Origin of the sequence: Yersinia alsatica, from assembly GCF_902170305.1 — a bacterium.
GTDB lineage: Bacteria > Pseudomonadota > Gammaproteobacteria > Enterobacterales > Enterobacteriaceae > Yersinia > Yersinia alsatica.
The window spans coordinates 152,185-172,856 of the sequence record NZ_CABHWW010000024.1; the positions used below are offsets into that span (position 1 = coordinate 152,185).

The following is a 20,672-nucleotide window of genomic DNA, read 5'->3' on the forward strand; positions in this document are numbered from 1 at the left end:
TCAATTACTCCTTCTCAATCTGCGCAGGCTTCAGGGTTCGCAGACCCCAAATCAGCAAACCGATGATAAAGAATGCACTAGGTGCCAGCAGGAACAATCCGTTTGGCTGATACCACCCGCCATTCTGAACCGTTTCCAATACCGGCACGCCGAACAATTTCCCTGAGCCCACCAGTTCACGGACAAAGCCCACCAGTACCAGCACCACGCCATAGCCTAAGCCATTGCCGATACCATCCATGAAACTTTCAATCGGTGGGGATTTCATTGCATAAGCTTCGGCACGCCCCATCACAATACAGTTGGTAATAATCAGGCCGACAAATACTGATAACTGTTTGGATATCTCATAGGCATAAGCGCGTAGGATCTGGTCCACTACAATAACCAGTGAGGCGATAATCACCATTTGAACAATGATTCGTACACTGTTTGGAATATGGTGACGAATCAGTGAGATGAAGAAACTGGAAAACGCGGTCACCAAGGTTACCGCCAGTGTCATCACTAAAGCCGTTTCCAGTTTGGTGGTGACAGCCAGTGCTGAACACACCCCAAGGATCTGTAACGCAATCGGGTTGTTATCAAATAACGGCCCGAATAAAACCCGTTTAATCTCTTTGCTATCAGCCATTTTTTAACGCCCCTTCGCGCACTTTTTTCAGGAACGGGCCAAAGCCGTTTTCACCAAGCCAAAAATCAAAGCTATTTTGTACCCCGTTGGAGGTCAGTGTCGCCCCTGATAAACCATCTACTGCATGGGGATCGTTAGCAGGCGCACGTCCTTTAACAACACGGATAGCCGGCTGCCCCTGATCATCGAATAATCGCTTACCAATCCACTGGTTACGCCAAATCGGGTTTTCAACTTCGCCACCTAGCCCCGGCGTTTCGCCCTGATCATAATAGGTGATACCACGAACCGTCTTACCGTCAGTATCAATGGCAACAAAGGCATACATCATTGACCACAAACCAGAGCCATAAATCGGTAACACGATTTTATTGATCTGCCCACTTTCAGCGCGCACCAGATAAATTTCAACGATATTAGCCCGGCGACGAATACGGGCAATATCCTGCGCAGGTGTCAGCGCGATACTCATTTGGTTATCACGCAATGCTGCCGTACGGTCAAATGTTGCTGGATCTTGTTGAATAAACTCGCCACTTTGTAAATCCAGCAAGCGCGGTTCAATGCGCTCAGCAAACTCACGTTGGACTTCTTCCGCGGGCATTCTTGGTTGCAGCAAACCTACCACTGCCAGAATATTACGTTGCTTGTCCAACAGGCGCTGCTCTTGCTGTTTGGCTTTCAATCCTACCGCCGCACCCGCGACCACAACAGAACACACCAGACACAGCACAATCACCACCAGCAGTGTTTTGCCGATGCTATCATTATTTCTTGGTTTATCATTTGCCACGGGCTTTCCTCCGCTTGATGTTGGCCTGAACAACCACATAGTCGAACAGTGGCGCAAACAGGTTGGCAAATAGGATTGCCAGCATCATTCCCTCCGGATAAGCCGGATTTGCTACGCGGATTAAGACACACATCGCGCCAATCAAACCGCCATACCACCACTTCCCTTTATTGGTAAAGGAAGCTGAAACCGGGTCCGTCGCCATAAAGATCATGCCGAAAGCAAAACCGCCGAGCACTAAATGCCAGTACCACGGCATAGCAAATAGCGGGTTTGTTGTGGAGCCGATCCAGTTAAACAGATAGGCCGTCGCCATCATGCCGATCATGACCCCAGCAACAATGCGCCAGGATGCCACGCGGCCAAAGAGGATAATGGCACCGCCAATCAGGATCATTAGCGTGGAAACTTCACCAATAGAGCCGGGAATATTACCGAGGAAAGCATCCATCCAAGTGATGGGTTGGCCGCTAATCGTATTGACCAAACTGTGGCTACCATTAACACTCCACTGCGATAAAGGCGTCGCACCAGAGAAACCGTCAGCTGCAGTCCAAACCAGGTCACCCGATATCTGAGCCGGGTAAGCAAAGAACAGGAAAGCACGACCCGCCAGAGCAGGGTTGAGGAAGTTACGCCCGGTACCACCAAAGATCTCTTTACCAATCACCACCCCAAAAGAGATCCCCAGTGCCGCTTGCCATAATGGCAACGTTGGCGGAACAATCAGGGAAAACAGAATCGAGGTAACAAAGAAACCTTCGTTGATTTCATGTTTGCGGACAATGGAAAAGACCACTTCCCAAAAACCACCCACCACGAATACCACGGCATAAATCGGTAGGAAATAGGCAGCACCGAGCACCATCTTGCTGACCCAACCGGCATCGGGTGCCAATGATGCCCCCAAGATTTGTGCCAACCGATAGTGCCAGTCACCGGCAATAATCTGTTGCAGTTCTGCACCACTGTAGAGTTGATTCAAGGCCGGAATCGCCTGTCCCCCTACGTTGTACATACCCCAGAACATCGCGGGGAATACCGCCAGCCATACCAAAATCATCATACGTTTTAGGTCGATGGCATCTCGAACATGAGAGGCACCCGGAGTCACTTTACCTTGCGTATAGAAAATGGTGGCAGCAGCTTCATACAGTGGATAATACTTTTCTAGTTTTCCACCCGCTTCAAAGTGATGTTCTATTTTCTCAAGAAAACTTTTCAGGCCCATCAGTTATCCTTCCTGCTCAATCTTGGTCAGTATGTCGCGCAATACTGGCCCGTATTCGTACTTACCGGGGCAGACAAATGTACACAGAGCCAAATCTTCTTCATCCAACTCCAGACACCCCAGAGCTTGTGCGCTGTCGGTATCCCCGGATAGCAAATCACGCAGCAGGTGCGTCGCCAGAATATCCAGTGGCATAACACGTTCATAGTTACCAATCGGCACCATGGCGCGCTCCCCACCATTCATATCGGTCGAGAAAGCAAACAATTTGTGTTTGAAGAAATGCCCCAGTGTGGTGCGGGTAATCGAATATTTATCGCGCCCTGGCATCACCCAGCCGAATAGCTCTTTTTCTCGCCCTTCGCGGATAACCGACACTTGTTGATGGAAGCGCCCCAGATAGCCATGAGTGGCTGAGAAAGCCGTGCCGCTAAGCACTGAGCCTGAAATAATGCGGTTATCGCCCTCTTTCAATCGGCCAGCCGTCAGTTCGGATAAACTGGCTCCGACCCGGGTGCGCAGTAACATCGGCTGATTCACTTGTGGGCCAGCCAGCGCGACGACACGATCAGTCCACAGCTCACCACAGGTAAATAATTTGCCGATGGCAATAACATCCTGATAGCCCACGTGCCAAACAATTTTGTTCAGGCTCACTGGCTCAAGGAAATGGATGTGAGTCCCCACCAGACCTGCTGGATGCGGGCCGGAGAACTCATTATAAGTAACCTGCGCATTCTGATGGCTGGCCACGACTTGCCCAGGTGCATGACAAACATGCACTTTACCTTCCGTCAGGCGGCTCAATACCGTTAAGCCTTGGTTGAAAGCCTCGGGTTCAGTCGCAATAATCACTTGAGGGTCAGCAGCCAAAGGTTGGGTATCCATCGCGCTGACGAAAATAGCGCGAGGGCTGCTACCTGGAACCGGAGTTTTGCTGAAAGGGCGAGTGCGCAGTGCAGTCCATAAGCCGGACGCCAGCAAGTGGCGCTGGACTTGTTCATTGCTCAGTTGATTGAGATCTGCTTCGGCATAATGTTCGAAAGGGATTTGTTCATCTCCTTCGATTTCAATCACGACAGATTGTAGCACCCGACGCTCACCACGATTGATCGCACTGACCTTGCCACTGGCAGGGGCGGTGAACAGCACCCCCGGATTTTTTTTATCTTCAAACAGCGGCTGGCCTTTCTTAACCCAATCACCTTCGTGGACCAACATTGAGGGGCGCATGCCCACATACTCTTCACCGAGCAAAGCTACATGATGAATAGCAGGACCATCCTCTATCACTTGTGCAGGTACTCCAGCGATAGGAAGGTCTAGACCTTTCTTTATTTTAATCATAGAGTTGAACAACTTTATTGGTTATATCAAATGCTGTACTTAGCCCAGAGAGTACAGCCACGCAAAGAGAATATACTTTCATGGTTCTGTTAAGCGACGATTAAATACTCAGCTAGTTAGGCACATAAATACCGACTGAGAAAGCCCAGTAATTAATGCTGATATCATATTGAATGTCACTAAGGCCAACAATGGAAAGAATAACCATTAATTGAGCAGGTCATCAGCCGCCGGCAATTTTAGCATTTCCATCCCTCACTGTCTGACAAATGCAGTGACTTACGTCAAGCAAACACAAATAATTTACTGCTAAATTTTGTATATATTCGGTAAAATCGTTCTCTTAATTCATCTTTACCGATTTTGTATTTATTTTATACAAAACATATATTGCTAAAAATTTTCTGACTGATAATCTGCGCCTATAAATCAGAAAAGTCAGTGGCATCTATAAATATAAGTGGGAATAATAAATGCGCAAAATCACGCCATTTTTTGCGGTGATAATGTTTGCGATGATAATTTGTTTGCCTGTAGTCTCCTTCACCACCGCAGCCAGTGAGCCTGTGGCGGTATCCAAAGAGCTAAAACAGCAATTACTAGGGTCATCGGTCTATATTCAGATTTTCAAAGAAGAACGTACTCTGGAATTATATGCCAGATTACAAGGTGAGTATCGTTTGGTACAAAGCTATCGCATCTGCGAATTCTCAGGTGGCCTTGGCCCGAAACGCCGTGAAGGGGATTTTAAGAGCCCAGAAGGTTTTTACACTATTGATATGCGCCATTTAAAACCTGACAGTAAGTTTTACCGGGCAATCAATATTGGCTTCCCAAATGATTATGATAAGTCGCAAGGTTATTCAGGGAAATATCTGATGATCCATGGCGCTTGCAAATCAATCGGCTGTTATGCGATGACAGATGCCTATATGGACGAGATATTTAACTACGTGCAAACTGCATTTATCTTCGGGCAGGAAAAAGTGGATATCAGTATCTATCCATTCCGCATGACTGAACAAAATATGCAGCGCCACCGTAACTCTTCAGATTACAACTTCTGGCGTCAGTTGCAGCCGGGCTATGCTTACTTTGCCAAGAACCGGATGCCACCATCTGTTTCTGTGATAAACGGGCAGTATGTATTGAGCCGCCCACCTGTTTCTAGTGAGCCGGCGTCGCAGTATGCCTCGACCAAACCGAGTTCAATGCTTCAATCAAATACGCTCGCCAAAACAGAATAATGCAAATTCGCCTGGTGCAATTTTGTGCCAGGTTTCATTGCCTGTCAGGGGCTGAGTCGCAATCACCGTGACCACATCTTTGGGGGTGGTCTGGCGCTGAAAATCAATTTCAACATCCTGATCCAACAGCGTGGCTTTGCCAAAAGGCGCACGGCGGGTTATCCAATATAAATTGGTCGAACAGAACGCCATCACAAAACGCCCATCCGACAGCAACATATTAAACACCCCCTTGGCACGCAGTTGCTCACATAAGGTGCCAATATAGCGAAATACCGCAGGCCAGTTGCTTGGTGTGCGAGGGTAGCGTTTTGCCAATTGATTCAGCAGCCAGCAGAAAGCATATTCGCTATCAGTCTGACCAATGGGACGAAAAGTGCCGGTCTCTAACTGGCGGTAGCCCTTAAGCTGACCGTTATGAGCATAAGTCCAGTTGCGCCCCCACATTTCGCGGGTAAATGGATGAGTATTTTCTAATGCGACTTCACCGCGGTTCGCCTGGCGAATATGGGACACCACCGCGCAGGATTTGATCGGATAATCTTGCACCAGCCGAGCAATGGGAGAATTAAAGCTGGGTTGAGGATCTTTAAACGTGCGGCAGCCATTACCTTCATAGAAAGTAATTCCCCAGCCATCTTTATGTGGCCCAGTTCCCCCGCCTCGTTGCACCAGGCCGGTAAAGCTAAAGCAAATATCCGTAGGAACATTTGCGCTCATCCCGAGCAATTCGCACATACCTGCCTCCCGAATATACCCTTCATTTTGCAATGATGAAGGGTATAAATAAATACACCACCGGCCAATAACTAACTCGACCTAACTCAAGCTTTTACCATCTCTTTTTCAATCAACTGAATCAAGATGTGAATCGCTTTGATATGAATTTCCTGAATACGATCAGCATAACCGAAATGAGGAACCCGGATTTCTATATCCGCAGAGCCCGCCATTTTACCGCCGTCTTTGCCGGTCAGAGTGATAACTTTCATGCCTTTGGCGCGAGCCGCTGCAATCGCCTTGATGATATTACCTGAATTACCTGAAGTAGAAATGCCCAACAGCACATCCCCTTCACGGCCTACGGCCTCAACATAGCGAGAGAAAACATAGTCATAACCAAAATCATTACTGACACAAGAGAGATGGCTAACATCGGAAATAGCAATCGCCGGATAACCTGGGCGGTTTTCACGATAGCGGCCGGTTAACTCTTCGGCAAAATGCATGGCATCACAATGGGAGCCGCCATTGCCGCATGACAAGACTTTACCGCCAGCTTTAAAAGAGTCAGCCAGTAATACGGCTGCGCGCTGGATGGCATCAATATTGGCATCATCTTTGAGAAAGTTGGCCAGCGTGTCTGCTGCTTCGTTCAGTTCACTGCGGATTAAATCGTGGTACATGGGAGCCTCTTTAATAGTCCTATGGCATCAATGTTCTTCCTGCGCCAGTGTACCGGATAGCATAAACTGCGAGAAGTACTGTGATGCATTAGCGAGATCACTATGAATTCGACAATGCGGTTTTAGCCCTTAATGCAAACAATTTGTGAGGTGAGTTGTAAATGACATGTAATGGTATTGATAAATAGAATGAGATGAACTACAACAAATGTATCACTCAACAGGTCAGACCTCCTACATCTCAGGAGCTTCATTATGATGGTTCTTAGCATTGTTGCCTTGCTGGTTCTTATTGGTGTGTTGTTCTATCACCGGGTGAACCTGTATCTCAGTAGTTTGATCCTCGTGGTTTATACCGCCGCCATGGGGGCAGCACAGTTATGGTCATACTGGGCATTATTGCCGCTGGTGATTGTTCTGCTGCCACTAACACTAACGCCGCTGCGCCAATCTCTGTTTTCTGCTCCGGCATTGCGCATGTTCCGCAAAGTCATGCCAGCGATGTCACGCACCGAAAAAGAAGCGATTGATGCAGGTACCACCTGGTGGGAAGGCGATTTATTCCAGGGCCAACCAGACTGGAAAAAATTGCACAACTATCCAAAACCGCAATTAACCGCGGAAGAACAGGCCTTTATTGATGGGCCGGTTGAAGAAGCTTGCCGCATGGCTAACGACTTCCAGATTACCCATGAGCTGGCAGACTTGCCGCCAGAACTCTGGGCATATCTAAAAGAGAATCGCTTCTTTGCGATGATCATTAAGAAAGAGTATGGCGGCCTTGAATTCTCTGCTTATGCTCAGGCACGGGTGCTGCAAAAACTGTCTGGTGTCTCTGGCATATTGGCCATCACCGTGGGTGTACCTAACTCCCTCGGCCCCGGTGAATTGCTGCAACATTACGGCACTGAAGAGCAAAAAAATCATTATCTGCCGGGATTGGCCCGTGGCGACGAAATTCCTTGCTTCGCCCTGACCAGCCCGGAAGCTGGTTCTGATGCCGGTGCAATTCCAGATACCGGTACTGTTTGTATGGGTGAATGGCAAGGCAAACAGGTCTTGGGCATGCGCCTGACCTGGAACAAACGCTATATTACTCTGGCGCCGATCGCCACAGTGCTCGGGCTGGCATTTAAGCTGTCTGACCCTGAGCATCTGCTGGGTGAGACCGTTGATCTCGGCATTACCTGTGCGCTGATCCCAACCAACACCCCAGGGGTAGAAATTGGTCACCGCCACTTTCCGCTGAACGTGCCATTCCAAAATGGCCCGACACGCGGCAACGATATTTTTGTGCCGATTGATTACATTATCGGCGGGCCAAAAATGGCCGGTCAGGGCTGGCGGATGCTGGTGGAATGCCTGTCGGTTGGCCGTGGCATTACCTTGCCATCCAACGCTACGGGTAGCCTGAAAAGTGTGGCGATGGGTATCGGTGCTTATGCCTATATTCGCCGGCAGTTCAAAATCTCAATCGGTAAAATGGAAGGGATTGAAGAGCCATTAGCCCGCATTGCCGGTAACGCTTATGTGATGGATGCTGCGGCGACCTTGATTACCAGCGGTATCATGCTGGGCGAGAAACCTGCGGTGTTATCCGCCATTGTGAAATATCACTGTACTCACCGTGGTCAGCGCGCCGTAATGGATGCGATGGATATCGCCGGGGGTAAAGGTATCTGTCTTGGCCCAACCAACTTTGTCGCCCGCAGCTACCAAGGTGCGCCTATTGGTATCACCGTGGAAGGCGCTAACATCCTGACGCGTAGCATGATTATCTTCGGTCAGGGTGCTATTCGCTGCCATCCATTTGTGTTAGATGAAATGGCTGCTGCGCAATCCAATGATGTCCCTGCATTTGATAAAGCACTGTTTGGTCATTTGGGCCATGTGGGCAGCAGCAAAGTGCGCAGCTTCTGGTTGGGGCTAACTAATGGCCGCACCAGCGCCACTCCAGTAAAAGACAGTACACGCCGCTATTACCAGCACCTGAATCGCCTGAGTGCTAACCTGGCATTGATGTCTGATGTCTCAATGGGGGTACTGGGTGGTAGCCTGAAACGTCGCGAACGAATTTCTGCCCGCTTGGGGGATATTCTCAGCCAAATGTATCTGGCATCTGCCACGTTGAAACGCTATGAAGATGAAGGCCGTCAGAAAGAAGATTTACCGCTGGTGCATTGGGGCGTGCAAGATGCCCTGAATCAGGCAGAAATTGCGCTGGATGATTTGCTGCGTAACTTCCCGAACAAATTTATTGCTGGCATCATGCGGTTTGGCATCTTCCCACTGGGCCGTGCACATACAGCACCGTCGGACCGACTGGATCACCAGTTAGCCCAATTGCTACAAGTGCCATCAGCTACCCGCAGCCGCATTGGCCGTGGTCAGTATCTGACACCGAGCGAGTTTAACCCGGTTGGTTTGCTGGAAGCTGCATTGCAGGACGTGATTGCCGCTGAGCCGATTCATAAACGCCTAAGTAAAGAAGCAGGTAAGAGCCTGCCATTTACCCGGCTGGATCAGTTGGCGAAACGTGCCTTGGCTGAAGGTAAAATCAATGCTGAAGAGGCCGCAATACTGACCAAAGCAGAAGAGAGCCGTCTGCGCTCTATTAATGTTGATGAATTTGATGCTGATGCACTGGCCACCAAGCCAGCAGTAAAGCCGGTAGCCAAACCACGGCATACTGAAGCCGCTTAATATTTTGCCTTATTGATGTAAGTGTCTAACCCCCCAAGCCTCCAATTACTGGAGGCTTTTTTTATCCGCCAACAAGCGGCGAACAATCACGCCAAACTGCTCAGGCTTGCCCGTAAACAAGACATTATCAGGTTGAGTCTGTAGTAGTTGGCGACGCAAACTATCACGCCACTTTTTATCGTCAATCAGCCGAACTGTCACCGCGATATATTCAGCCAAATTATACGCAATCAGCTCTTCAGCCAATCCCAAGCGGCGAAACAGCCCTTCATCAATATGTTCATGGACTTCTGCCCCACTCAGGCACACACCGGGCAGCCCCTGACGCACTGTGTCTACGATGCCATTGGTATTGCCGAAAGGAAACGGATTGATGAATAGGTCACATTGATTAATAACCTGTAAATATTCCAGATAGCCCAAATGTTCATAGATTTTGGCTTGGGCTATGCAGTCATTGACCGCTTTTTCCATTACTCGGTGGGTGATACCCCAGCAAAAACCGACCAGAAAATGAAATACCACCGGTGTCGACGCCCGTTGAGCTATTTCAGCGCAGGTAGTGAGAAAGCGCGGATTGATCTTCATTGCTGATGCGCAGACAGCAATATGCACCGCTGGCCGCTCATCAAAATGCAATATAGGTTCCGGTTGACTGATATTGGCGGGGGGGACATAGGGCAGACAGTCTTTGGGTAATGAAACCACCTGCTCGGAAAAACATGCAATATTCCCCAAGTAATCCTCTTCCACCAAAACCGCATCAATATAATCTGAGTGCGTCGTCGCCGGATGGCCTAATGCCATTATCTGTAGCGGAGCCAAACGCAAGTTGGTCAGCGCGATGGTCAGTGGGAACATGCCAACACTGGGGAAATAAATCACATCGGGAAGCAGTTGCTGAGCTAACGTCACGATCGCCTCGACAGCTCCGGTGCGATTAACCGCGGTGAAATCGTCAAATACCTCGCGCGTTATTGCATCAGTTGCTTCAATAATCGTGACGCCATGGGTAGAAAAATGCTCACGCGCTGCGCGCAATGTGCTGGAGTGGGTGCGATAAATAGAATGGCCACTGTTAAACCACTCAAGGATAACCAGCATCAATGGTTTATGGCGTGGCGGCGCGGGCAAGTGGTTATCAGATAATCCATTGTGCAGCAGAGTCTTGCGCAGGTGAAAGTTAATGCTGCGCTTTATGGCATGTTTTTGTGTCATATCGGCATAACTGCAATGCATATAAACATCGTGCAGAATTCGTTCCGGTAAGTGTTCAAGACTATCCAGCGTTAACAGCTTTTCTGGTAACCACGCCAAGAGCAGTTCACGTTTTGCGTGCCCGACTGCGCTGGGTAAAATCCGCGGTGATAATAAAGCCAAAAATAGTGCCGCTGCAGTATACGGATTAAATTGCCACAATATATCTGGCTGAAGAGGAATCGCTGATTCAGGCAAATACATGACACAGAATTTAAGAAAATTATTTCGCTCAAATCGCAGAGGATGGGCACAACCCTCCCCAGCCTGGTTGAGGTTAGTAATAACATGATCGGCATGACCAAAAGGTGAGGCGGCAAAGATCAAAGCGATCCAGCGATGGAAATTGATTAACTGCAAAAATCCTTTTTCCGAGAGCACAAATCCGGGATCGGAGAATAGATTCCCAATGGCGGCAGCCAACCTATTACAATAATGTTCTTGCTGCCGTATTGACGGTTTATTCAGTGAAAAAACATCCCAACGACCATAGTGGGTATCTAATTGTTCCAGCATGAGTATTAATATGCGCCCCGCTTCCTCATAACGACGGGTACAGACTAAAAACTCAAAATAAGGCAGTGAAAATACCGTGGCATCCTCGGCTCGCGGTGTTATTTCAATCGTTTTTTCCACCATCACCTGCTCTCCCTGGCAATTGACTCTTTTTACTGCTCGGTTTGAGTCGCTGGCGCCCATCGCCCCAAAAGATGCTTATCACAAAGTTGCTGCCCAGGAGAAACATCCTGCGGTATACAAAGCGAGATACTGATATTGGCGGTCATAGCTTTTTCTGACTCGGCCACGATAGATGGGGCTAATAGATATTCTTCAAGGGAGCTGAGAATTTGTTCACGTTTAATCAACAGCGACTCCGGCGCTCTACTAGGTGGCGGAACGGTTGTTATTTTTCCACCTGATATAGGGTCTGGTCTGGTTTTCGTGGTATTTGTATTTTCGTCGTCACGTCCCCGAAGGTTTAAAGGTGTGTTTTTATCGACCAATTTACCGTTAATCGTGACATTCTCACGGATAAGTTCTGGTGATGTTATATGCACCAGCGCTTTACCTGCGCCAATAACCGCAAGCTCGGCCAGTTCCGCATCATCATCGAGGAAAACACCGTGGTTATTGCCGGAAGTGCCGTTTATCGCACCGCCCGTGACCGGACCATCAACATGCACCCCATAACCATTGTTAGAGGCATTGCCCGTAATGGTGCTATTACCCTTATTGGTCACTGGCCCAGTAATCTCTACGCCATGCCCATCGGTAGAATTGCCCGCTAACGCAGTGTTATCGAGGGTATTATTGCCTTCCAGTTGTATACCGGTGCCTTTATCTCCGCTGGCATTGCCGCTGATTGCCAGTGGATCGCCAGCCCCGCCACCAATGAGAGAGACGTCATTATTAATCATCACGGCTATGCCATTAACTGAATCACCCCGCACCTGGCTGGTCTGGTTACCAGTCAGATTACCTGCAATTTCCACCCCTTTACCGTCAGTGCTATTACCCACCAGTGCGGTATTATTGAGAATCGTATCCCCATCGACTTTCACACCATTGCCGCTAGCTGAAGTTCCATAAATACGGCTATCGATAAGCGAGCCATTAATATTCACACCAATGCCACTGGCTGAAGTGCCATTAACCACATAGTTATTTAGCGCCCCGTTAATATACACACCAGTACCGATACCGGAAGCTGTGCCATTTAATGCTGTATAACCACTGTTGGTCAGTGGGCCACCGATATCTAATGCAATACCATCTACAGCAGAACCATTTAAGCTAGTATTGCTTAAGTCATTATTGCCATTCAGTTTTATACCCGTACCTGCCCCGGTCGTCGCGGCACCTTTTAGGGTAAGTAAATCAGTTTCACTGGTGCCCGTCACATTTACATTTTCAGCGATATCAAGAGCATAACCAGTACCATTAATTGTTCCATTGATGGTGCTGTGGTGAATGCCCTTCACCTCACTGGTTATTTCTACCCCTTTGCCATTAGTGCTGATGCCACTGAGTGTTGCATTATCCAATACCGTACGGGTGGCAACATTAGAGCTGGGGAGTGAATCAATCTTCACACCACTGCCATTAATTGAGCTGCCATTAAGCTTGGTATCCGTAATTGTCGCATTACCACTAATTCTCAGCCCCTCGGCGTGGGTAGAATTCCCAGTAATACTAATGTTATTAATTTGATGTTCAGCGCTGAAAAGGTGAACCCCAGAACCATCACTGCTAATACCTTCTATTGTGACTGGGCCGGTACTGTTATTTACCACCCCGGAAATAGCCACGCCACTGCCAGTGGTACTGCTGCCTTTAATCAGCGTGTCACCTTCACCCTTTAATATTACTGTATTATTACCACTTGGGAAGTTAATTCCCGAACCACTGGTTGAACGACCCTCCATTATTAAAGAGCCATTATTATTAATAGCGAGATTTACCGGCCCTGAGTGGGTGATACCATTGCCACCAGCGGTATCTTGCGCACCTTTATTTTCGCCAACTAAAGAGAGTTGGCTTCCTTTGGCGATATTAAGTGTATTTACACCATAAAAATCAATACCTTTTCTGGTAACTCCTGTACCTTCCGTTTCACCCTGAAAAGCAATATTACCTTCAACGGATAAAATATTATTTGCTCTAAAACCAATACCCGCACCTTGGGTGGTATTTAACGCTTTACCAACCACCATGCCTTTCTGCGCCTTTATGGTATTATTCCCCCCCAGACTTAATGCTGAGCTTGCCGCTGAAGTTAAAGCTGCGGCTGTCTCAGCATAGACAGCCATATTACCCGCAGTAGCATTTAGCTCAACGTTAGTAAAGTTCACATTTCCCAACCCAGTGCCATTAATGGCAATGTCACCAGTTTCTGATTCTAGATTAACATTACTTAAATTAATTGATGGGTCCTGAGCACTAACATTACTATTATTGCCTTTTAAGGTAATATTCCGTTTGGCTGTAATAATATTGCGGGAAGAATTTGAAACACCTTGAATAACAACCCCCTCTCCTGCACTATTTACCTCCCCATTCAATGTAATATCTCGGTTAGAATTCAATGATGAGTTGGCTTTAATCCAAATCCCTTTATTTTTCGCTATTGTATTAATATTAACATCGCCAACAGTCGAGGTTACATTAGCCCCTGATAACACCACTCCGCCCAAGCCAGCAGGATCTGAAGTCATTTCAATATCATTTGCAGTGATATTTGTATTGGTAAACCATGTACTTTTAAGTCCGCTTGTATTGGTGTTAAAGCTTCCGTTATTCGCTTTGATATCGACACTTTCAATGTTAATATTAGTCCCTGCTGCGGTAGCATTATTATTTGCAGTTATAAATATATTATTCCCCGCCATGATATTAATTCTATTATCTCCTGAAATTCCACTCATTTTTATAGCATCAATCCCCCCACTGGTACTGGCTGTTGTACTTTTGGTGCTGTTACCATGCAAAATAATATTCTGGCTTGCCGTCATTCCACTGCTACCTTTGAACCACAGACTTTTATACACCGAGCTTAAGTTAGCGCTTATATTCCCTGATTTAGCAGCTAAAAACACATTGGTTAATATTAAAGCATCACTAGCAGTAATATTTCCATCGAGAATAATGTTATTAGCACTAATGTTTGAGTTGGTAATATTGCTTGTTTTGGTCCCAGTGATATTTAAATTATAATCGCCATTTAGGCTTTCTATCTTGGCATAATCAACAATGATGCTCATTCCAGCTTCTTTACCTAAATGACGCCCATTCATTGAGATATTGCCACCCGCAGTAATATTGGCATAATCAGTGGAATTACCACTAATTTTAATACCATCAGCTCCCGCAAGTGCCCCAGTTGTGACTCCCTGCAAGACAACATTGCCGCTGGCATTTAAACTGCTATTTCCTGAGATCCACATCCCCTTATTGGTTGTAGTACTATTAGCATTTATATCACCCGCAGTGGCGACAATACGGCTGTTAGCCAATAAAAAACTATCAGCACCAGTAATATGACTTTCAACATTAACATGTTGTCCACTGACCAGTGAGCCATTATTAAAATTAACACCTTGACTTGATGCCGTAATAATAGTGCCATTTAAGTTAATAGCGACATTACCTGATGATGAGGTTAATTTACTCGAATTAAAAGCCAGCCCGCCCGATGCCGTACCATTAGCTTGGAATAATATATTGTTATCACTGGTAATTATTGTATTCGAGAAAGATCCCATCCATGCAGTCTTAGAGTTAGAAATCAGAGTAAAGGTTATATTTCCCTTTCCGACAAGGGTTGAATTACCGGAAATTTCAATACTACGCCACCCTTGCCCATTAGAATTACTGCTCTCACCAGATATACGAGTTTCACCTGCTACTGTTATATTGGCAGCATTACTGATATTTACCCCTACCAGTGAAGCAACTCCCGTATTACCTTCCAATGTTAGATTGCCAACATTGTAGCGCCCCCCAATTATACTGATACGCGCTGTATTATTCTCATTTGCATGTCTTGCAACTAAATCCCCACCATTTAATAGCACCTCACTGTTATTTAAAGTAATAACTGAATCTACCGTTAGATTACCCGACAATAAATTAAGATTCAGTTTTCCGGCATTGGCTGTAATATTATTGTTAGCGACAATATTGCCATCAGCATGCAATGTCAGAGTTGCATCTGCCCCTGCCGTTTTATTGATATCGGCTTGCAGTGTAATATTGCACCACCGGCAACTCAATAAACTACTATTGCTGGTAGTAATAGTCACATTTGTGCCGCTATCAAGCTGGGAATTGATACTGCTATTTAATATTTGTGCAATATTGGCTGTTGGAATAAAAATCTGTGCATTGGTTACATATCCAGCGGGGATATCCCCCGTTTGAAGCATTGAATCACGTCCATCACCACTGCCAACAATATTTACCTCTGCCGGATCCAGTAGCCATACCCCAGGATCTCCACCAATAGCGGTAGCATCAACCTGACCAAAAGCTTGTAAATTGCGCTTACTGGATGTTTCAACTTTTCCGCCACTCCCTGACTCTGGCCCTCCTCTGGTTTTAATATCACCATAGAAACCGGTGTAATTTTCCGACCACAGCACCACGCTACCACCATGCCCTTTGCCGGTAGCGGACGCATCAATCTCAGCACCTTTATCCATAACAACTGAATGGGTATTTCTTATCTGCTTATTTTTACCCTGCCAGCCGCCACCGACCAATATTTGGCCGCCACTGTCAGCGCCGCGCGCATCTATTTTACTGCCTGCAACCAAATGAATATTTTTACCTTGGAGGGTAACATCCCCGCCACGTCCCTGTGGATGAGCAACATTAACCACTCCTTGCTGTCTTATAACACCTTCATCACCACCATCAAGCTGGATAACACCATTCTTTTCCGACAGCCCGTTAGCCTGCAAAATACCGGTATTATCAATTACGGTATTCATCAACATATCTTTGCCACGAACCGTCAATTGGATAACGCCACCGTCAGCCTGAATCAGGCCACCATTTTGTATTAGGGCAGCAACCTGCTCCCCACGAACTTGCACACCTAGCAATTGTCCGTGATCTAAATTAAGTGTGACACGTTGCCCACCCGCTAATATTACCCTCCCCTTAGGGGCGTTAATGGCACCAGAATTCTGGTTATTAACCTGCTGCCCCACTAGCGCAATATAACCTCCCGGAGCAGCACGTAAATTGGCCTGATTAATTACGCGACCTTCCTGTTTCGGGCTTGTCAGTGTATAGCGCCCATTAAAAAAGTCCTGATCAGACATTGATTTAGTGGTGGCCACCAATCCCCCGACATTAACCTCTGCCCCTCGACCAAACAGAACACCATTCGGATTAAGCAGGAATATCTGACCGTTTGCCTTGAGGCTGCCATATATTTCAGATGCATTACGCCCTAACACACGATTCAGTGCGATGCTTTGGGTTCCGGGCTGGTTATAAATAACACTACTCCCCTGTGCGATATCAAAACTACGCCAATTTATCGCTAATTTATCGCTTTGCTGTGTCACCGTCAGAGTGGTGTTATTGATATCCAGCGCACCTTGGCCGATCACAATTTTGCCGTTAACCGGTAATGAAGGATGGGCTAAGACTAATAACGGGAGAGTGCCAAGAGCTAACCCAGTCATAATGACTAGACAATTTAATACTCTAGCAGGGTTCCCTTTAATTATTTTCCGACCGGTAGTTGAACAGGATTTACCATAGGCTCGGGTAAATTCTCCCACAGCAATCAAGCATCCCAACCGATGACAAAAAACAAGTTTGTATAATTTACTGTTCATTATTCACGTCCATTAAATCTAACAAATATGTCGGAAAGAGCTAAAACATCTTATAAGCGCTGAGCCACAGTTGATCGTTATTCTGATTGCGCGTTATTGTCTGACCAGTACGATGTGCCCAAGTCATATTTAAGGAGTAATCTGCCGGACGAGCGAATGTGATATAAGCGCCAAAGCCAGATGTATTGATATTATTTCCCGACATTCCCTCAATCGGCTGGCGAGAATAAGCACCCCATCCTTGATCAAAGAATGCAGCTACCGTGATTTGATTCCCCACGCCTATCCATGCAGGAAATATCGGCTGCCAATGAGTACGTAACTCCGAGGTAAAAATGGTGCCTTTATCCACCGCACCATCACCGATGCCATAAGCGCGAACCGCCAACGGCCCTCCCAGTAATAACTTTTGCGAACTATCAAGATTCTTACTGGCCATTTGACCAGTAAATTGATTAAAGAATGAAAAATAGGGGCCAATACCCTGATCATGACCAGCACGATAGTTAAAGCGGGCAAAAGAGCCGCTAATTCCAGTAAGAGTATTGATGCTTTGACTAAATTCATCATCCAGCGAGAGATGCCCCGCAGTGCCGAGAAAATTGAAATGACTAAGCCCGCCAGGTAATGCGCTAAACCCACCATCAATGCCCAATTCAGCAGCATCCAGATTTCTCTTTTGCTTTGGCAACATAATGAGGGAATCACGCATTCTGGCCTGATAATAGCCAGTATTAGCATTAATCCGAACCTGAGAATTACGTATCCACGGATGACGTAAATTAATGCCCCAAGTGTCAGAATGCCCATGGGCATCCAGCACCTCAAATGGACCAGTCAAGGTATAATTCAAGTGGCTATAATTAATTGCTGCACGAGTAGCATAGCTGTTAATTGGAAAGCTGTAATCGAGTAGGCCACTAAAAACATCTGTCGAGCTGGATAAAATTAAATCTGCTCGTAATTGATCGCCCCAGCCCGCCAGGTTATTAAGTGTACCACCCGCTAATAGCCTATTATGCCCAGAGTAATCATTACCTTGGTTATCAACACCGAGATACCCTGTTGCTAACTGCCCCGGTGTTATATCAGCATAAATCCGCGTCATTCCTGTTTGGGAACCTGGCTTTAATGCCAGAGAAGCGTCAATACCAGGAATTTCATTAAGAATAAGAGCAGTACGTTCCAAACGAGATAACTCCGCTGGGGAAGCAGAACACTCTTTTCCCCCGAAGATCCCAACTTCTTTACTACAACTATTACTTTCAATCATAGCTGTCGCGAATTGAGTATTCAGCCGACTCTGGTTATTGACTTCTGGTTTATCTAATCTGCCAGCAATAACCTTAATTAGAATAATTCCATCATGAACAGTTTGCGGTGGTAATATTGCCTGAGCAGCTACCCATCCTTGGTTTCGATAGAAACGTGTTATCGCCAGCGTCATATTCTGCAAATCAGAAAATGTTAATGACCGGTCGAGCCAAGGATTTAAAATAGCTTGCAGATCCTTATTATTGCTATTCAGGATGCTGTTTTCCCCCTCGAGCTTCACTTCTCGTAAGGTAATATAACCCGATGCGACCGAGCGTTCTGACGCTGGCGGGGCTAATTTGGGTAGTTGAATTTCTGCTTCACGCGGTACAAACTGCGGCTCTATTATTGTTTGCCTAATTTCATTACCAATAGCACCGGCATTGGGTACATTCTTTATTTTAGGCGCTGCAATAAGGGGTGAAATGTAAAACAGTACGGAGTAAGAACAAGCAATAAACAAGGTTGAATTTATCTTTGATTGGCCTAATGATGCTACTAAATAATAAAAATGTCGCATAAAGTATGCCCATTTAAATAGGGATGACTCCAGCAAAAAATAACAACAATGCTCATTATTTAAAACTGGATCGCAGGGTTAATTATTTTCATCATCACGTAACTTATTATTCACTAGTAACAGTTAAAGAAAAATAGAAAACATAAGCAATAACCAAAACGTATGTTTGTTACCAGAACACTATCCACACATTATTGAAACAGCCTAGTAGGAGCGATATCTTTCTCACAAATAGTTTTTTTTGCTAAAATGGTGATATTCAACTCAAAATAATAGTAAGTTATAAAAAATAATAATTTTTATATGTTATATATAAATATATAAATAACAAAGTAAACCCATAACAACATGAAAAATATAAATTAAAAAAACAAACCAATTAAAGTAAGACTAGGAATATTATTCCAATATACAAATAAGTAATTAAAAAAAACAAAAACAGATTAAATTACACTAACAGAAACAACTCTATTTATATAAAAGTAAATATCATATTAGCATCAATTATATTTTAAATAAGATAAAACCCCGCATAACTCTGCGGGGTTTCTATTTTTTGATGGGAATGATTAAAATGCAGATCCGAGAATAACTTTAATTATCCATTTTGTCTGATACGAGCAATCAAATCATCAACCGTACCAATGTGTGGTGCTGCCAATATCAATGTTTGTCCTAAACTCAACGCATGGCGCTGACATGCTCTACGCATCTCATCATCAGTAATGCTATCCAGATCAGCAACATGTGCTAAACCAATGGTGCGCCGGATTAACTCACTGCCGCAATAACCGATGGCATCTTGCCAAACATGTTGTAGAAACAGCTGCGCGTAACCCTCAGTTGCCAGAACGGAGTCTTGCGTTTTTTCCAGGCTTAATGCCAAGAAGCGCTTGGCGAAAGTTTCCCAGAGAACATGGATATCATTCAGTCGCAGCTCCCGACCGGCAGCAGCATCTCGCGGACCTGCCAACCCCGGTAAACCGCAATAGTTCAGCAGTAAATTGCCCAGTGCAGTTCCTATATCAAAGCCAATCGGGCCATAGAAGCCAAATTCCGCATCAATAGCTTTCAAGCGACCATCAGCGACAAAAATTGAGCCGCTATGAATATCGCCATGAAGTAATGCCTCTGCTTTACTCAGAAAGCCGTGCTTCAGTGAAGCCACCGCCAGTTTAAGTGCATTATCTTGGCGTAGTGCCAGCACATCCGATAATAGCGCCGGATCAAAATTGTTACGCTCATGGTCGATATAAGGATCAGTAAAGAATAAATCTTCCGTTATTTGGCATAATTCCGGATTGGTATATTGGCTTACTGCCGCTTTTTTAGCTTGTGCTGACTGATAAAAATCTGAAGTGTGGAATAAGGTTTGCGCCAAATATTCAGCCAGTTGTCCTGCAGCCTGCGGATAGTATTTTCCTGCCAGCAACTCACTGCGCCAAATATGGTGATCAGATAAATCCTCTTGCACCATTACTGCCAGCTCTGCATCGTGGTGCAATATCTTGACAGTATGCTGTGGGCAGAATTGACTGTGTGTCAGCAGAGTTTCAGCTTCAATTCTGGCACGATCCAAGGTTAAGGGCCAAGACTCTCCGACACACCGCACATAAGGTAGCGCTTGTTTGACAATCACCCGGCTAACGCCCGCTGCATCACGGATTTTAAATACCAGATTGAGATTTCCATCACCAATTTCATCCGCTGATACTAATGTCAGTGGGTCGGCCACCTGGCCAAATTGGCGAGCATATTCAACAGCATCCGCAGCAGTAAATGTATGGTAGCGCGACATCTTCAACCTCTTTATTCTTTATCTGATTCTGATTCACTCACCGCCAACCATTTGCTTAGCTGTGAAATT

The 20,672-nt window shown here is 46.0% G+C and carries 12 protein-coding genes; 2 read left to right on the forward strand and 10 right to left on the reverse strand.

Going from position 1 to position 20,672, the window contains the following annotated elements:
- Nucleotides 1-4 precede the first annotated feature (4 nt).
- The 4 genes from FTA96_RS13745 to FTA96_RS13760 are packed head-to-tail and all read right to left on the reverse strand — an operon-like array spanning nt 5 to nt 4,005.
- Nucleotides 5-634 carry an NADH:ubiquinone reductase (Na(+)-transporting) subunit D gene (locus tag FTA96_RS13745; protein ID WP_050110066.1) on the reverse strand — a complete coding sequence of 210 codons (630 nt, stop codon included), beginning with the start codon at nt 632-634 and terminating at the stop codon, nt 5-7.
- Nucleotides 627-1,427, reverse strand: a complete 801-nt coding sequence (locus FTA96_RS13750; RefSeq protein ID WP_050110067.1) for a Na(+)-translocating NADH-quinone reductase subunit C — start codon at nt 1,425-1,427, stop codon at nt 627-629. Before FTA96_RS13750 ends, FTA96_RS13745 begins: the two co-directional genes overlap by 8 nt.
- Nucleotides 1,417-2,658 carry an NADH:ubiquinone reductase (Na(+)-transporting) subunit B gene (locus FTA96_RS13755; RefSeq protein ID WP_145507505.1) on the reverse strand — a complete coding sequence of 414 codons (1,242 nt, stop codon included), beginning with the start codon at nt 2,656-2,658 and terminating at the stop codon, nt 1,417-1,419. The genes FTA96_RS13750 and FTA96_RS13755 overlap by 11 nt, the downstream gene beginning before the upstream one ends.
- A gap of 3 nt (nt 2,659-2,661) precedes the next feature.
- Nucleotides 2,662-4,005, reverse strand: coding sequence for a Na(+)-translocating NADH-quinone reductase subunit A (locus FTA96_RS13760; RefSeq protein WP_145530681.1), 1,344 nt, complete (start codon nt 4,003-4,005; stop codon nt 2,662-2,664).
- A 473-nt stretch (nt 4,006-4,478) separates the two neighbouring features.
- On the opposite strand from FTA96_RS13760, the gene dpaA reads away from it, so the two are divergent.
- Nucleotides 4,479-5,252, forward strand: coding sequence for a peptidoglycan meso-diaminopimelic acid protein amidase (gene dpaA / locus FTA96_RS13765; RefSeq protein WP_050110070.1), 774 nt, complete (start codon nt 4,479-4,481; stop codon nt 5,250-5,252).
- Here dpaA and FTA96_RS13770 read toward each other — a convergent pair.
- Entirely contained in the window at nt 5,226-5,990 is a 765-nt protein-coding gene (locus tag FTA96_RS13770; RefSeq protein WP_050110071.1) for a class II glutamine amidotransferase, read from the reverse strand. The two genes, dpaA and FTA96_RS13770, sit on opposite strands and share 27 nt — an antisense overlap.
- Before the next feature lie 86 nt (nt 5,991-6,076).
- Nucleotides 6,077-6,658, reverse strand: a complete 582-nt coding sequence (lpcA, locus tag FTA96_RS13775; protein WP_049617167.1) for a D-sedoheptulose 7-phosphate isomerase — start codon at nt 6,656-6,658, stop codon at nt 6,077-6,079.
- Nucleotides 6,659-6,913: 255 nt separating this feature from the next.
- Between lpcA and fadE the strand changes: the two genes are divergently transcribed.
- Nucleotides 6,914-9,361 (forward strand): acyl-CoA dehydrogenase FadE, encoded by a 2,448-nt coding sequence (fadE, locus tag FTA96_RS13780; RefSeq protein ID WP_145574059.1) that lies wholly within the window; start codon nt 6,914-6,916, stop codon nt 9,359-9,361.
- Between the two features lie 45 nt (nt 9,362-9,406).
- Here the strand turns inward: fadE and FTA96_RS13785 are convergent, their stop codons facing one another.
- From FTA96_RS13785 to mtnK, 4 genes are all read right to left on the reverse strand, one after another.
- Complete coding sequence (locus tag FTA96_RS13785; RefSeq protein WP_145574061.1) at nt 9,407-11,257, reverse strand: glycosyltransferase; 1,851 nt, start codon at nt 11,255-11,257, stop codon at nt 9,407-9,409.
- A gap of 29 nt (nt 11,258-11,286) precedes the next feature.
- Nucleotides 11,287-16,971: a two-partner secretion domain-containing protein gene (locus tag FTA96_RS13790; protein ID WP_145574063.1), complete on the reverse strand. Its 5,685-nt coding sequence runs from the start codon at nt 16,969-16,971 to the stop codon at nt 11,287-11,289.
- 40 nt (nt 16,972-17,011) lie between these two features.
- Complete coding sequence (locus FTA96_RS13795) at nt 17,012-18,805, reverse strand: ShlB/FhaC/HecB family hemolysin secretion/activation protein (protein ID WP_145574065.1); 1,794 nt, start codon at nt 18,803-18,805, stop codon at nt 17,012-17,014.
- 598 nt (nt 18,806-19,403) lie between these two features.
- A complete protein-coding gene (gene mtnK, locus FTA96_RS13800; protein WP_050110075.1) occupies nt 19,404-20,603 on the reverse strand; it encodes an S-methyl-5-thioribose kinase in 1,200 nt (399 codons plus the stop codon).
- Nucleotides 20,604-20,672 lie beyond the last annotated feature (69 nt).

Bases quoted from the DNA above. Each gene is read 5' to 3' on its own strand.
- fadE (WP_145574059.1), top strand. From the start codon at position 6,914: ATGATGGTTCTTAGCATTGTTGCCTTGCTGGTTCTTATTGGTGTGTTG.
- FTA96_RS13790 (WP_145574063.1), bottom strand. From the start codon at position 16,971: ATGAACAGTAAATTATACAAACTTGTTTTTTGTCATCGGTTGGGATGC.
- FTA96_RS13760 (WP_145530681.1), bottom strand. From the start codon at position 4,005: ATGATTAAAATAAAGAAAGGTCTAGACCTTCCTATCGCTGGAGTACCT.
- FTA96_RS13770 (WP_050110071.1), bottom strand. From the start codon at position 5,990: ATGTGCGAATTGCTCGGGATGAGCGCAAATGTTCCTACGGATATTTGC.
- mtnK (WP_050110075.1), bottom strand. From the start codon at position 20,603: ATGTCGCGCTACCATACATTTACTGCTGCGGATGCTGTTGAATATGCT.
- FTA96_RS13755 (WP_145507505.1), bottom strand. From the start codon at position 2,658: ATGGGCCTGAAAAGTTTTCTTGAGAAAATAGAACATCACTTTGAAGCG.
- FTA96_RS13745 (WP_050110066.1), bottom strand. From the start codon at position 634: ATGGCTGATAGCAAAGAGATTAAACGGGTTTTATTCGGGCCGTTATTT.
- FTA96_RS13795 (WP_145574065.1), bottom strand. From the start codon at position 18,805: ATGCGACATTTTTATTATTTAGTAGCATCATTAGGCCAATCAAAGATA.
- lpcA (WP_049617167.1), bottom strand. From the start codon at position 6,658: ATGTACCACGATTTAATCCGCAGTGAACTGAACGAAGCAGCAGACACG.
- dpaA (WP_050110070.1), top strand. From the start codon at position 4,479: ATGCGCAAAATCACGCCATTTTTTGCGGTGATAATGTTTGCGATGATA.
- FTA96_RS13785 (WP_145574061.1), bottom strand. From the start codon at position 11,257: ATGGTGGAAAAAACGATTGAAATAACACCGCGAGCCGAGGATGCCACG.